The 14,323-nt window shown below is 51.5% G+C and carries 10 protein-coding genes; 1 reads left to right on the top strand and 9 read right to left on the bottom strand.

The genetic code is table 11. The features are described from left to right. Window positions 1-198: 198 nt before the first annotated feature. From QZL71_RS08700 to QZL71_RS08685, 4 genes are all read right to left on the bottom strand, one after another. The gene (locus QZL71_RS08700) at window positions 199-636 is read right to left on the bottom strand and encodes a YaiI/YqxD family protein (protein ID WP_294648505.1); all 438 of its coding nucleotides are present in this window, start codon (window positions 634-636) and stop codon (window positions 199-201) included. Continuing rightward, entirely contained in the window at window positions 633-1,301 is a 669-nt protein-coding gene (locus QZL71_RS08695) for an alpha/beta hydrolase (RefSeq protein ID WP_294648518.1), read from the bottom strand. The genes QZL71_RS08700 and QZL71_RS08695 overlap by 4 nt, the downstream gene beginning before the upstream one ends. A 300-nt stretch (window positions 1,302-1,601) precedes the next feature. Next, window positions 1,602-2,870 (bottom strand): IS110 family transposase, encoded by a 1,269-nt coding sequence (locus tag QZL71_RS08690; RefSeq protein ID WP_294648504.1) that lies wholly within the window; start codon window positions 2,868-2,870, stop codon window positions 1,602-1,604. Between the two features lie 252 nt (window positions 2,871-3,122). Beyond that, window positions 3,123-3,473: a hypothetical protein gene (locus QZL71_RS08685; RefSeq protein ID WP_177974937.1), complete on the bottom strand. Its 351-nt coding sequence runs from the start codon at window positions 3,471-3,473 to the stop codon at window positions 3,123-3,125. Between QZL71_RS08685 and QZL71_RS08680 the strand changes: the two genes are divergently transcribed. Further along, window positions 3,445-5,325 (top strand): DarT1-associated NADAR antitoxin family protein, encoded by a 1,881-nt coding sequence (locus QZL71_RS08680; protein WP_294648503.1) that lies wholly within the window; start codon window positions 3,445-3,447, stop codon window positions 5,323-5,325. The two genes, QZL71_RS08685 and QZL71_RS08680, sit on opposite strands and share 29 nt — an antisense overlap. A gap of 66 nt (window positions 5,326-5,391) precedes the next feature. Here QZL71_RS08680 and QZL71_RS08675 read toward each other — a convergent pair whose 3' ends face one another. The 5 genes from QZL71_RS08675 to QZL71_RS08655 form a co-directional block, all read right to left on the bottom strand. Beyond that, window positions 5,392-6,774: a relaxase/mobilization nuclease domain-containing protein gene (locus tag QZL71_RS08675; RefSeq protein ID WP_294648502.1), complete on the bottom strand. Its 1,383-nt coding sequence runs from the start codon at window positions 6,772-6,774 to the stop codon at window positions 5,392-5,394. A gap of 126 nt (window positions 6,775-6,900) precedes the next feature. After that, complete coding sequence (locus QZL71_RS08670; protein WP_294648517.1) at window positions 6,901-7,179, bottom strand: hypothetical protein; 279 nt, start codon at window positions 7,177-7,179, stop codon at window positions 6,901-6,903. A 106-nt stretch (window positions 7,180-7,285) separates the two neighbouring features. After that, window positions 7,286-7,618 (bottom strand): plasmid mobilization protein, encoded by a 333-nt coding sequence (locus tag QZL71_RS08665; protein ID WP_294648501.1) that lies wholly within the window; start codon window positions 7,616-7,618, stop codon window positions 7,286-7,288. Continuing rightward, the gene (locus tag QZL71_RS08660; protein WP_294648500.1) at window positions 7,615-13,602 is read right to left on the bottom strand and encodes a DEAD/DEAH box helicase family protein; all 5,988 of its coding nucleotides are present in this window, start codon (window positions 13,600-13,602) and stop codon (window positions 7,615-7,617) included. The genes QZL71_RS08665 and QZL71_RS08660 overlap by 4 nt, the downstream gene beginning before the upstream one ends. A 161-nt stretch (window positions 13,603-13,763) precedes the next feature. Continuing rightward, window positions 13,764-14,120 (bottom strand): TnpV protein, encoded by a 357-nt coding sequence (locus tag QZL71_RS08655; protein ID WP_223474153.1) that lies wholly within the window; start codon window positions 14,118-14,120, stop codon window positions 13,764-13,766. Window positions 14,121-14,323 lie beyond the last annotated feature (203 nt).

The raw sequence follows: 14,323 nt of genomic DNA, 5'->3' as shown, positions 1-14,323 counted from the left end.
AATTGTCATAATAATCATACGAGTACAAGCAAACATTCGTGAAAGAAGATACTCCGAAGAAATACCCCTCTATATACGAGCCCATGAAAAGGGCTATTCTGCACCCACAACTTACAATCTGTAGCCAAGATGTAATCATTCAAATCGATATTCGCCAAAAAAGAAGGCTGGATTTCTCCAGCCTTCCAAAAGAATGTATCAATAATTTTTGCTCAGAGTCTTCTCAAGCGTGTCCGCAAACCTGACATCCTGCTCCTTCGTCCGCTTTGGGCTCCCCTTGGGGTGCTTTCCGGCAAGAAGGAGCTTTTTGTTTTCATAACGCCGCAGCATGAGAGCGTCTATGTTGTCGGCGGTGTATTCCAAGCCATTTTGATTCAGCACCCGGGCGCACTTGGCAAGGCACATACTCGCCAGCCCGTAGTCCTGTGTTACGACCACATCTCCCGGTTTTACCCGGTTGACGAGAGCAAAATCCACGCTGTCCGCTCCTTTGTCGAACACCAGCGTCTGCGCACCTTCCCGCTCAATCTGGTGAGCGGTGTCGCACAGGATGATGACCGGAACGACAAACCGTTTTGCAATCTGCAAAGTCAGATCGACGACCGGGCAGCCGTCTGCATCGATCAAAATATTCATCGGCTTTCCTCCATCACCCACCGAAAGGCTTTCGCAGTGCGTAGGTCGGCGTCTTTGAAATGCCCGCCGCTGTTCCATTCAAGGGTGCAGTCTGCGCCACGCTCTGCAAGCCGACTGTGCAGAGTGCGGATATTATCCCCCACCGCAGCCATGACAGCGTTTTTCGTGCGCTCTTCCTTGTCGCCAAGGCTCAGATAAATGTGCTGTGCCTGTATCGGATGCTGCTGTTCAAACTCCATCCAGCCCGGAAACCAAACAGAGGGGGATGCGGCGGCGACACCATAGAACAGATCAGTCTGGGTGGATGCCCACAACGCAAACAGCCCGGCCAGTGAGTAGCCACCCAGAATGATTTTGACGTTTTCCGGGAGATTGAACTGTTGTTTCAGCGTTGGCACGACCTGTTCTGTCAGAAAGCGCAGGGTGTCCGCAGCCTTACCGCCGAAGCCTTGCTTTCCCCATACAGCAGGGGCTTCCCACGGAGAAAGTGCATCGTTCCAGCTTTCCACCGGGATGGCCACAAACAGATACTTTCGGTTGCTTTGTGCAATAGCCGCCACTTCATGATCCATGCTCTGCAACTCATGTTCGCCGGTCATTTGGAGCAGCAGGTATTCCGCATGGGCTTCGCCGTAAATGCGGCAAGGTCTGCTCCCGATTTGCATTGTCTGTGCGGTCACTGCGACGTCCTCCCGAAAAAACTTTGATAAGCCCAGTATAGCAACTGAAAAATCATTTTGCAATTCAAAAGGCGTTCATAGCCGTAGACCAATTAAGCAAAGTCAATAGCACAGGTAGCCAATAAGAACGAAATCGAACGGTTTGAGTTCGGTATTCATCACTTATAGCCCTGCCATCGCTTACACCAAGTAAAGAACAAGGGCAGTGAAAGATGCCAAATTCGAATTTTTCGCATACCAAATAAGGCCCTGTGTTTGTTTCAGGGCTTGAATCTCTTAAAAACTTCAGGCTGCTTTTACAAATCCCTGTTCAACAGCATGCTGCTCTGGCGTTTTCAGTTCGAAGGGCTTCTGGTCACGCAAGACTGCAAAGACTATAAAGACCAGTTTGTGCATTGACGCTGCTTGAGCAACCTTTGCCGGTTTGTTTTTACATTTCTTTTCATAATAACTGAGCAGTACGGGGTTCGCTGCAGAGTCCTTTCCGCGCTTACAAATCGAATTAACCACTCCCATGTGAAGTGCAGCTCTTGCATAGGGAGAGCCACGTTTTGAGAGCTTGTTCTTTGTTCCTCTGAATGATCCGGATTGCCGCTCTGTTGGGTCTAAACCAAAATATGCTGCAAGCTGTTTCGGCTTTTTGAACAACGAGATATCTCCGATTTCTCCTAGTAAAAGGGCTGCCGAATGACTACCAATACCAGGGATGCTTTGCAGTAAAGAAACGTTATTTCGCATTTCTTTTATCTGAGCCAGCAAATTATCTATTGCGGTTTCTATTTGAAGCACACTCTCGGACAATGTACGAAGCATTTGAATGGTACACACAATGAGTGTCTCATCGGCACATGAATGAATCCCCCATGCCTGTGCTTTTTGTGCTGCGGAGATTAGCAATCCAGCTTTCTTTTTAGCAAAACTATAACCAGACTTGCTTGCAGAAGCAATCACTTCAACCAGTTCTGATTCTTCCTCCACAAGCAAAATGGTCGGCGTTGGAAAACGTACAAGCACAGCGCAAGAAGTGACGCCTCCCACATCGGAAAAGACCTTATCATAGCCCGGAAAGGTCTGATCCAAAAGGGCTGTTAATCGGTTTTTATAACTCGAAACGTCGTTCAACAATTCCGCACGATGTCTGCAGAGCTGGCGTAGCGCACGCGTTGCCGTTTGAGGAATTTGGGAAGGACGCAATGTCTTTGTTCGATACATCATTGCCAGTTTGAAGGCATCCACACGATCGGTTTTCCTCTTTCTGATAGAGAAGTCCTTCATCGAATTGCTTTGAAGTGGATTCACCACGATCACGTCATATCCATGCTCTGAGAAAAATTGAAAGAGGATCAAATGGTAGTGTGAAGTGGACTCCATCACAATAACAGGCTTCCTGAAAAAAAGCCGCTCAGCCTTTTGGAGTAGGGCGTTCGCTCGATTTATCGATGTTTCGTCGTGATAAATCTTTTCTTGCGCAAAGATTTTGTTGTCTGGCGACAAAATGCACATATCACTGAATCGTTTGCTGACATCAATTCCAGCTACCGGACAATAACTCATATACACCTCTCCTTTCAGGGCAGTTTCGCTTCTTCGCAAAAGTAACAGGCGCGTTGTTGACACGGGTAACGGTTGTGCCGACCCAACCAATCAAAACATTGAATCTTTTACGAAGCGAACGGACGGTCTACGCTGTTAGTAATTCCTGAATGGAAACCAAGCAAGCAGTTTTGCCACTTTCAGCCCCAGTTAGTACTTCAATATTACTATGTTTTGGAAATCGGCACAACCATATAACCGTCTTTGATGAAACTATTTTTGTTTCATCGATGACATTGTACCAGCAAGCAGTGCAAGCTGGTACCAACTTGCGATTTTTGAATCGGATTTTTCAAAATCTAAATTCAAAATGCTTGTTGGGCTGTGCCCAAACCCCTTGTGTTCTGCATCCGGTGGATGCAGGCTGCGTATTTTTGCAAAATGCTTTTTTGATCTGAGTGCCGATGCCTGTGGTATCGGCACTTTTTGCACAGATGGCTTCCTGGAAGCAGAAAATAGTGCTATGCAGCACATCCGGAATTGTGCTATACTTGATTTACATAAACCTGTTTGTTCTAAAAAGTTGGAGGTGTTCATGGCAACACGAACCATTTGTTTTCCCATATCCGGCTATCCCTACTGCAAAGAACAGCCAGTGACATTCACATGGATAAAAGGCAGCAAGCGGCAGAATATCCGTGCCGTCCATGATGCTGTCCATACGACAGACCCAAATGTTTCGATTCTGGAAGTCAGCTCTGCATCCGTTCAACCGGAGGGGGAGGCTGTTTCTTCTCTGCGGCTTCTGCTGCGTCTGGATTCTGTTGCGCAGGATGTGCCCATCAGCACGGTTTTTGAAGCCGCCAAGGTATTTGAACAGGGTGGGCCATTCGTTGACCTTCTGACCTGTGAGCCACCCAAAGTCCATAAGGATACTCGGCTGCGAACCAATGGAAAGTTGCTACGCTACTCTCTGGAAGGAAGTGAGTATCCGATAGAGCCGTACCCTGATTCATTTTTTGAGTGGCTCTACTGCCGTGCGTTGAAGCAGTTCCCGAAAAAGGCTGCGCAGTTGAGCAGATATAATGCCTTTTCTGATATTGCTGCCGCAGCAGATTCAAAAAAATATTATGGCGATTCCTCGCGGGCGGCTGCAATCTATGTAGGACTTGCAGCGGCAGGAAAACTTCCGTGCATCGATTCCTATGAATCATTCATTGCGGAAGTTTACACGGAGCCCAAGCCTTTGCCCAAGTCAGGAAAGTCTGAGACTGCTTCAAAAATGACACCCGAAGTTTCTGCACCAGCAAAGGAGATTCCGGTAGACGAATCGTCGCAGTCCGATAATGCAAATATTCCGGACGGTGCGCAGATGGAACATATCCTTGAGCTGCCCAAAGCGAATTGTCTGCTCCTCTCTTTGGCAAAAAATGCTGGTCTTTCTGCAAATAATTCCAGTGAGCTGGCGTATAAGGGAAAGGAATTTTTTCTTGACGCTTATCAGAAAGCACTAAAAAGCAAAACGCTCCAAATCAATATCCATAAGAACAAGATTACTTTTCCGATGGAGGAGCATGACAGCGGATTTCATGCGGTCGGAGTACTGACCCGTTCGCCTGCTTGGGAATACGGATGGAAGTTCAACTATCTGGCCGAGAATACATCCGGAGCAGAAAAGCCCGAAGTCAAAGCAAAAATCCAGAAGCCTTTGACCGCATTGGAGCATCTGGAACGCTGTGGGTATAGAATCGTTCAGCAGATCGTGCCGGAAAAACTTCCACCGATTGCTGTTCAGCGGATGGCATGGAAAACAGGCGAGGCTCTTTGCGACCCGGTGGTGGTGGATTTCTTGCAGTTTATCCGAACACATATGCAGAGCGACGGCTCTTTTTCGTTCCGTATCCCAAAGGGTACGTCCCCAAAATCGTTCGCCACACTTTCAGAGATTGCTCAGACGTGGGACAAAATGGGACTTTTTGCAGCCATTGTGATCTATCCGCAGAATATCGTCTATGAACTTGCGCAAAATGAAACCGTCCGGCATTTTTTGAGCGGAAAGTGGCTGGAGCTTTTTGTAGAGCATCAGGTTCAGCAGATTCTGAACCACTATCAGGAGGAGCAGGGCGCAGAAGTTTCGGTTTGCTCCAATGTGGTTCTTTCAGAAACGGCATCCGTAGGGAGCACGCATGAGCTGGATGTCGTGTTCTCCATCAATGGAAAATTTTTCTGGGTAGAAGCCAAATCCTCCAGCCGAAGCATTGATTATGGAAAATATGCTTCTCTGTGCGAAAAGCTGAACGTGACATCAGAAAGATTGCTTTTGGTCAACAGCGATTTGTCCGTGGAAGAGTGCGAAGGTGTTTCTTATTTCTGGAATTACCGTGTTGCAAATTGTGCAACGATCACGCAGGAACTGGAACGCATGATTGCTAAACAAATTGAAAATACAGGAAATGCAGCTCTGAGTACAGACTGAGCAATAAGCAAAAAAGGCCCTGAGAACCCTGCCGGATAAGCGGCAAAGTTCTCAGGGTCGTATTGTTTATCTGGAATGTTCGGTTTGCTTTGGATTCTTTTCCTCATCGAAGAAAAGCTCAATATTTTTCTGCGCTCGAAGAAGCTCCTGCATTTCTTCTTTCGCTTTGCGGTAGTCCGGGTAGCGTGCTTTCTTTTCTGTCAGCAGTTTGGAATATTCCGCGTCCAACTCCTTGACCTTGGGGAGCTTTTTCAAATTGGATTCATCAAATGCCGCTTTCGCTGCCTTGTGCAGCGTGATCTCCGTGCGGTGCGTTTCCAGAAAGCGTTTGCTGTATCCGTTCTTGCGGTAGGCGTCATAGACCGGACGCGTCTTGGCATAGTTGATGATGTGTGCTTTCAGCACCGCGATTTCTGCCAGCCGCTTCTCTGACGCTTTAATGGAATCGCCCAGTTCATGATAACGGGCAGTGGCAACGTCCACACGCTCCTGCATTTCCTCGATGCTGCCGATTTTGTTTTCCTGCAAGAAAACCAGCGTCCGGGACATTTCTTTTAAGTTGTGCTGCTTTGCCCAGCGGGCAAAGCCCGCGCCTTTTCCCTCGGCCAGTTTTGCCTGAATGTCCACCAGCATCTGAAATTTTTGCTCCGGTGCCGGACTCTTTTGCCGAGGCCGATGTTCCGCTTCTCCGGCAAGGACAGCTTTCAATTCTTCCTCGCTGTACCCTGCCCCCAGAGTGCGGAACCGGATGAATCGTTTCTGCCGTGCGCCCTTGACGGAGGTGTACTTCCCGCGTTTGACCTCATAGCCTTGCTGTTCCAGCTTTTGCAGAAAATCCTCGTAATCCTTGGGCTTTTCAGCCAAAATGCCGTCGATCACACTACATAGCCGGTCACGGTTGCTTTCCCTGGGCGGGTAGAGTGTGCGCTTCTGCCGCTCCCGGTAAGGCTTTATCTCAATGACAGAGAGCTGATGTTCTAAGCAGATCAGATCACTTACCCGCTGCACAGCCAGCCCGGACAGTAAAAAATCCCGAAACTTTCGTGTTCCATCCAGCGCAGTGGAGTTATAAATAATGTGGTTGTGGATGTGTTCCCTATCCGTGTGAGTGGCAACGATAAACGCATATTTGCCCTTGGTGAAGCGCATTGCCAGTTCGTAGCCCACCTTGTTGGCTTCCTCGGCGGTGATCTCACCGGGGCGGAAAGATTGCCGTATCTGATAGGCGATCACATCATTTTTCTGCCTGCGTCCTGTGGCAAGTTCGTATTGCCGCTTGGAAAGCATAAATTCTTCGTCTGCGGTCAAAGGGCTACACTCGTAGCTGCTGACCAGCTCTCCCTTGTTCGTTTTGTCAGGATTCTTCGCATAGTCCGTGCGGCTTTTCAGGCAGGCCGCAACCGACTTGCCTTTGTTTTTGTGCAGCGCGATCAAACGTGTTGCAGCCATTCTGAATCACCCCCGTGTGACAGCCAATACTTGAGCCACTTTGCTAACGAATACTTGAGCCACTTGTAGCGTTCGCAGCGTCCAAACAAAAAAGCCGCCCGAAGGCGGCAAAGATAAAAGTACTTCTTACAGTTCTGAAAGCCATTCACTGAAACGTCCAATGCCCTCTATGATGGCAGTTGCACCGAAAAAGAGGACGAAGCAAATAAACTCCGCCACCAGCAGAATGAAAAACTGATCCCAAGTCTGGCGGTAGGCGGTGTAGATGCCACAGCCAAAGATGTAGAGCATCAGCGGAGCGACCACATAGCTGGACAAGGTGAGCAGCCATTTTGCCATCAGAGCCAGAAAAGCAACGAAAAGCGAAATAGGAAAAAGAGCAATTTTCTTCAGCACAAACATCATATCGAACACCAACCTTTCCGCCTTTATTATAAAGGTATCAACAATTGTGTTGCAAGGATGTCAAGCGTTGTATGTACCCCGCAGCCCTCCAACTGCGGGGAAAGTTTTAAAGTTCTGCCAGCCGGGAAAGAATCTGCTTGCCGATGCTGATGAGTTCATCCAGCCGGGTGCGCAAGTCCTCCATGTCGGCGTCATAGATTTTGCCGCACTCGTTGGCACGTTTGGCGTACTGGTTCAGGTTGTTGCTGCACATCTGCAAAAGATACGCCATGCGGCGCAGCTGCGGCAGATCCAAATGCAGGCAATATCCGTCCAGCGCCATTTTTCGTAGATAGGAGCCAATGCTTAGAATGCCGCTGGATTCCATTTTGTTCCGAATCCGTTCCAACTCCGGCTTGCTGACTCGGAAATGGAGTTGCTGGTCGCGGCGGTCGCTCACCGGGCATCACCATCCTTGTCGTAATAACTGCGGAAGGGCTTCACCGGCTCCGGCTTATCCGACTTTTCTTCCAGTGCCGCCAGCACCGAGGGGCGGCGAGGGGCACCCTCCTGTTCTTCCTCGTCCTGTTCCGGCTCGTGATTTTTCTCGTCCACATCCAACTGGGCGTTCAGCTCTGCAAGCCGTGCAGATTTCTCTGCCAGTTCTTCCTCCTGTGGGAAGGGCTTTTCCACCTCGATTTGTGCTGCTGCCTGCTGTTGATGCAGGGTAGCCAGCTCGTTCTCTGCGGCGGTGATGCGCTCCGGGAAGCTGTTCAGCGAATTATCCAGGCGGATAATGTTGCCCAGCGGGTCGGTGCCCAAAGACACCGTATACTTCCGCTGCCCCTTCAAAAGTGCCTGATACTCGCTGCGGAAGGTATCGAACCGCAGGGACAGTTCAAAGCCCCGGTAGCTGCCAATGACTTTTTCCTCGGCGTTGGGCAACTCCGAACAGGCAAGCACCAGACGCTCGCCGGCGGTCTTTTTCTCGTCGTAGGCAACACCCTTAATGACCATGCCGCAAAACTCCTCCTTGCCCTGCGGGTGGGCGGCGGCAAGCTGTGCGTCCGCTTTCAACCCGGCAATGTGGGCGTTCGTTTCCTGAATGTCAGCCGGGAACTTCGTCAACAGCTTATCTTCCAAACGGAACTTCTGGCTCTGATGGTCGGCTTTCAGCACCTTCAGCTTGGCGACCTGAACGTCCAAGTCCATCTTCTCCTTGATGAGCGGATTTCCGGCACACAACGCCTTGATCTCTGCATAAGACAATGCTTGTTCGTCCACATCATCGCAGGAACGCACCGGGGATTTGGAAGTCATAATTTGCGAGATGAATCGCTGTTTATTCTCAAGGGTCTGAAAGAGGTACGAATCAAATGTGCCTTCGGTGACGTAATTGAACACCTTGACTTCCTTGTTCATGTTGCCCTGCCGGATGATGCGACCATTGCGCTGGGTCATATCACTGGGTTTCCAGCCGACATCCAGATGATGCACTGCCACAAGACGCTGCTGCACATTGGTTCCTGCGCCCATTTTTGCCGTACTGCCCAGCAGGACGCGCACATCGCCAGAGCGCACTTTCGAGAACAGTGCAGCCTTTTTCGCTTCGGTGTCTGCGTTGTGGATAAACTCGATTTCGTTCTCCGGCACACCGGCAGCGATCAGCTTTTTGCGAATATCCTCGTACACGTTAAAGTTGCCGTCATTTTTCGGGGTGGAGAGGTCGCAGAACAAAAGTTGGGTCAGCTTCTGGTCTTTGCCTTCCTCCCAGATCTTCAGCACGTTCTGAACGCATACGTTCAGTTTGCTGTTGGGGTCGTCCGGCAGCATGGGGTTCATCAGGCGCACGTCCAAGCCGATTTTTCTGCCATCGTTGGTGACGCAGAGCATATTGTCCACGGAAGCATCCACTGCACCGGAGTGGATTTCTGCGGCACGTTTGCTCAGTTCTTGCACCATTTCCTTTTGGATTTCCGAGGGTTTCGCCACCACGGTTTCAAACTTTGCTTCCGGCACCGGTAGATGCAGCTGGTCGCTGGTTTTAATGTCCGCAACCTCCTTGAACATGGACATCAACTCCGGCAGATTGAAGAACTTGGCAAATCTCGTTCTCGCCCGATAGCCTGTGCCTTCCGGGGCAAGTTCGATGGCGGTGGTGGTCTCGCCAAAGGTAGATGCCCAGCAGTCAAAGTGGGTCAGTTTTTTCTGCTGCAAGGCGCTGTACTGCAAATACCGCATGACCGTGTACAGCTCGGTCATGGAGTTGCTCACGGGCGTCCCTGTGGCGAACACCACGCCGCGGCCTCCGGTGATCTCGTCCAGATAGCGGCACTTGCCGAACATATCGCTGGATTTCTGCGCTTCGCTTGTAGATAATCCTGCGACATTTCGCATTTTTGTCGTGACGAACAAATTTTTGAACGCGTGTGACTCGTCCACAAACAGACGGTCAACACCCAACTGCTCGAAGGTAACTACATCGTCCTTGCGCTCATCGGAGCGCAGTTTTTCCAGCTTGGTTTCCAGCGTTTTCCGTGTCTTTTCCATCTGCTTGATGGAGAACTTCTCGCCTGCGTGGACTTTCAGCTCATTGATGGCGGCAAGCGTTTCATAAATTTGCTCCTGAATGATACGCTCCTGCCGCTCAAAGGACAGCGGAATGCGCTCAAACTGCGAATGGCCGATGATGACGGCATCATAGTCGCCGGTGGCGATGCGGGCGCAGAATTTTTTGCGGTTGGCGGTCTCAAAGTCCTTGCGCCGTGCCACCAGCAATTTGGCGTTGGGGTAGAGGTTCAGAAACTCGCTTGCCCACTGTTCCGTCAAATGGTTGGGCACCACAAAAAGACTTTTCTGGCACAGTCCCAGCCGTTTGGCTTCCATAGCAGACGCAGCCATTTCATAGGTCTTGCCCGCACCAACTTCGTGTGCAAGCAACGTATTACCGCCATAAAGCACATGGGCAATGGCGTTGCGCTGGTGTTCCCGGAGGGTGATCTCCGGGTTCATGCCCACGAATTTGATGTGGCTTCCGTCATACTCACGGGGGCGGGTAGAGTTGAACAGCTCGTTGTACTGCTTCACCAGCGCAATGCGCCGCTGGGGGTCTTGCCAGACCCAGTTGGCAAAAGCATCCTTGATGACCTGTTGCTTTTGCTGCGCCAGCATGGTCTCTCGCTTGTTCAGCACACGTTTTGGCTTGCCCTCGGCATCCTCGATGGTGTCGTAGATGCGGACATCTTTCAGGTTCAGAGTTTCTTCCAAAATTTTATAGGCGTTGGCTCTGCTAGTGCCGTAGGTCTCGGAGGAAATAATGTCACTCCGCCCGGTGGCGGTCTTGCCCTCCACACGCCACTCGGCGGTATACGGAGAATATCTCACCTTGACCGCATGGCGCAGATAGTAGGGGATCTGGAAGGTCTCAGTCATAAACTTCTGGATAATATCCGGGTCCAGCCATGTGGCACCCAAGCGCACATCAATTTCGGAGGCTTCCAACTCTCTGGGCTGCGCCTTGGTCAGCGCCTCCACATTGACGGCAAATTCCGGGTTGGTCTCGGCGGCAAACTGCGCCATCCGCAGCTTTGACCGGACATTGCCGGACAGGTACTCGTCTGCCATCTGCCAGCCTGCTTCCGGGTCGGTGGGGTCGGCGGCAGGGTCTTTGAAGATCACACCGGAAAGTTCGGTGGTAATGCGCCCATACTCACCGGGAGTGCCCAGCAGTTCTGCCATATAGGGCAAGTCCACTTTGCCATGCTCACCAATAGATACCGCCAACGCTTCGCTGGGGGTGTCCACGCTGGTGACGGTGCGCTCCGGGCGAATGGTGCGCTTGGTGAACATCGCTGCCTTGGATTTAAGCTGCCCCTGCTCGTCCAGATTTTCCAGCGAACACAGCAGATAGTAGGAAGAATCCTGCTCAAACAGCCGCCCATTTCTGCGGTCGTTCAGCAAGCCATATTTGGCGGTAAAGGCATCGTAGGCGGCGTTCAAACGCTCCTGTGTTGCCTTGATGTCGGCATCTGGGTAATCCTCCAACTGCTGCTGAATCAATTCATTGACGATCTGCCGCAGTTCCACCATGCCGGTGACACGCCCCTTGGCGGTGTCGGACAGTTCCACCTGTGTCATCACGGAATTTTCCCGGTAGAACACTTCGCCGTCCACTACGATATAGGAGAAGTTTTTTACATCCGGGTCAGCCGGGAGAATGTGCTTCTCATTTTCGGAATCCGCAATATCTGGTGTTTCTACCTCAACTTCGGTGTATTGCCCCTCAATATGCTGTACCGCCTCGGCAAGCTGGTCTGCAAGGTTTGCACCATCGATGGGAGCAACGGTCAATTCCTCTCGTCCATACTGGGTGCTTTCGGTGGAGAGTACGCCCAGAACCATCTCCGGATGGTCTGCGAAATACTGGTTGATGGCAAAGCCATCCTCGGTCTTGCCAAGCTGCACCCAGTCCGGCTCGTGGTCGATGGGGCGGTCACGCTTCTGCAGGAAGATAATGTCGCTGACAACATCCGTACCAGCGTTGGCACGGAAAGCGTTGTTGGGCAGACGAATGGCCCCCAGCAAATCGGCACGCTCTGCCATGTGTTTGCGAGCGGTGCTGTCCTTGCTGTCCATGGTGTAGCGAGATGTGACAAAGGCAACGATGCCGCCCGGACGCACTTGGTCGATGGCTTTTGCAAAGAAATAATTGTGGATGCTAAAACCAAGTTTGTTGTACGCCTTGTCGTTGACTCTGTATTGACCAAAGGGCACGTTGCCGACAGCGAGGTCATAAAAATCACGGCGGTCGGTGGTCTCAAAGCCAGCCACAGTAATGTCAGCCTGCGGATACAGTTTTTTCGCAATGCGCCCGGTGATGCTGTCCAGTTCTACACCATACAGGCGGCTGTCTGCCATGCTGGTGGGTAGCATTCCAAAAAAATTGCCTGCGCCCATGGACGGCTCCAGAATGTTGCCAGACTGGAAGCCCATTTTTTCGACCGCATCATAAATAGAGCGAATCACTACCGGGGAGGTGTAGTGGGCGTTCAGGGTGCTGGAACGGGCGGCGGCGTACTCATCTTCGGAGAGCAGCCCTTTCAACTCTGCATATTCCTTTGCCCAACTATCTTTTCCGGGGTCAAAGGCATCCGCCAGACCGCCCCAGCCCACATACTGGGAAAGCACCTGCTGTTCCTCAGCGGTGGCACCCCGGTGTTCATCTTCCAGCTTGAACAGGGTGCGGATGGCTTCGATATTTCTCGCGTACTTTTGCTTTGCGCCGCCCTCGCCCAGATGGTCGTCCGTGATGTGGAAATTTCCGGCAGGCTCCGGCGCAGGTTCAGCATTCAGAGCTTCATCCAAGGCAGCAGCATCTGGGAAGGTCTGCACTTTTCCGTCCATTACGTTAGAGATGGGCAGTTCGTCCAATTCTTCGTCCGTAAGTGGCGGTTTGTCCTCGTCCGGCTCATGCGCAGGAGTGAGATTGACCGTCAGGTTGTGCAGATGGATGTTGCCCGGCTGGCGCAGCAGCCGTTCCAGATTTTCCTTGCTTTCCGAGCGGGCAACCGGATAGACCTCATCCGGGTCACGAAGCTGGATGTTCAGAGTTCCGACAGTTTCGACCGTAAAATCCTTACCGTCCAGACGGATTGTATCGCCCACACGGTAATCACGCTCTTTGGGGAGAGCGGGAACAGGTTCATTTTCTGCCAAAAACTTTGCCTTTTCCACTGCAAGCCAATCGGCGGCGGTTCGTTCATCCGTCTCTTTTTTCAAAGCGGTGCAATAGGATTCGGCCTGCTCCTTGTCTGTAAATTGCGCCATTCCGTTATCATTTGCATAGTAGCCCTCATTGAGATCATCCCAGATAGCAAAAAGCTGGGACGTACCTCCGACCACTTCGCGGACAGAAAAACGCTCATATTCCGGCACCTCGGATTCCTTGTAGATGGTTTCTACCTGCTCCAGCATTTCATCCACACGCCGGCTAGGTTCATTCTGCCGCAGACCGTCCTCGAATTGTCGTTTGTTGATAACTTCGTTATCCCACGACTGTCCGTGTGCACTGGTGTCGATGCGAACATCCGTTTCGCCGATATAGCCAATGGTGCCCTCGATGGTTCCAGTGGGCAAATCAACCATTACATCGTCACCGACTTTGTAGCCGTTTTCTTCCTGTACAGTGGTACACTGCTCCTTTTCTTCATCCGTCAGGTAGCGGTCGGACTGGATCATCAGGTCGATATACTTTTCCACCTGCGCCCATTTCAGGGTGATTTTTTGGTGGTCGGGGTAATGGTCAAATTCCAGACCCTTCCAGTCGTGATTCACAAAGCCCCGGCTTCCGTCCAGAAAATCGTGGGAATGCCCACCGATGCCGTACTCCTTTGCCAACGCCTTGGCACGGAGTTTTCGGTCAGGCTGGGTCTGGTACAGTGCCATAATGCGTTGCTTGCCACCTGTAAACCCAGAACCATGCTTACGCAGTTCGTTCTCGATTTCAGCCTGCGACAAAACAAAAGCGGAGGGCGTTTTTTCGCTCTCCGCTCGGTCAATCTTTTCGATTTGCTGGGCTTCGGTGGGGAGGACAGCATCCAGAAAACTTAGCTGTAGATCAGCTCCGTCAGCACCAGTTCCTCGGCTTGCGCTTTCAGGCTGTTCATGTGCTGCACCCATGCCATCTGATTCTGCTCCTTGTCCGGGGCCGGGTTCTGTTTCAGAAGTTGCGCCATGGTCTGCTGCATCCGGCTCTCTGCCGTCTGCTCCACCTCCATCAGGTGCGGGTACAGGCTCCCGTTCAGGAGCATCGTGTTGTACAGCACTGGGCGATGGTCTTTCAGGTACGTCCGGCGCAGCCTGCCGTATTTGCCCAGCGGCTTCCGGGGCTGGGTCAAAGTCAGGTTCGGGAGCTGGTAGTCCCCGACGGTCGAGTAGGTCACGTTCCTGCTGTTCATATTCATATTGGCTCCTTTCGTTGTTTCTGCGGCGAATGGTTGTTTTAACGGTGCGTTCAATTTGGCGTAAGACCTCCCGGCTCATGTCGCTGACGGCTGCGCCGAGGGCGTAAACACTATCCGGGGTGGAAAAATTGTAGATTGCCTGAAAATCGTCCTTGTCGAACCACCCGGCAGGCTCAAAGCCGCAGCGTTCCAGCAGCGTGTAG

This window comes from uncultured Faecalibacterium sp. (genome assembly GCF_900066275.1).
Classification (GTDB): Bacteria; Bacillota; Clostridia; order Oscillospirales; family Ruminococcaceae; genus Faecalibacterium; species Faecalibacterium taiwanense.
This window is presented reverse-complemented; position numbering and strand designations above follow the sequence as displayed.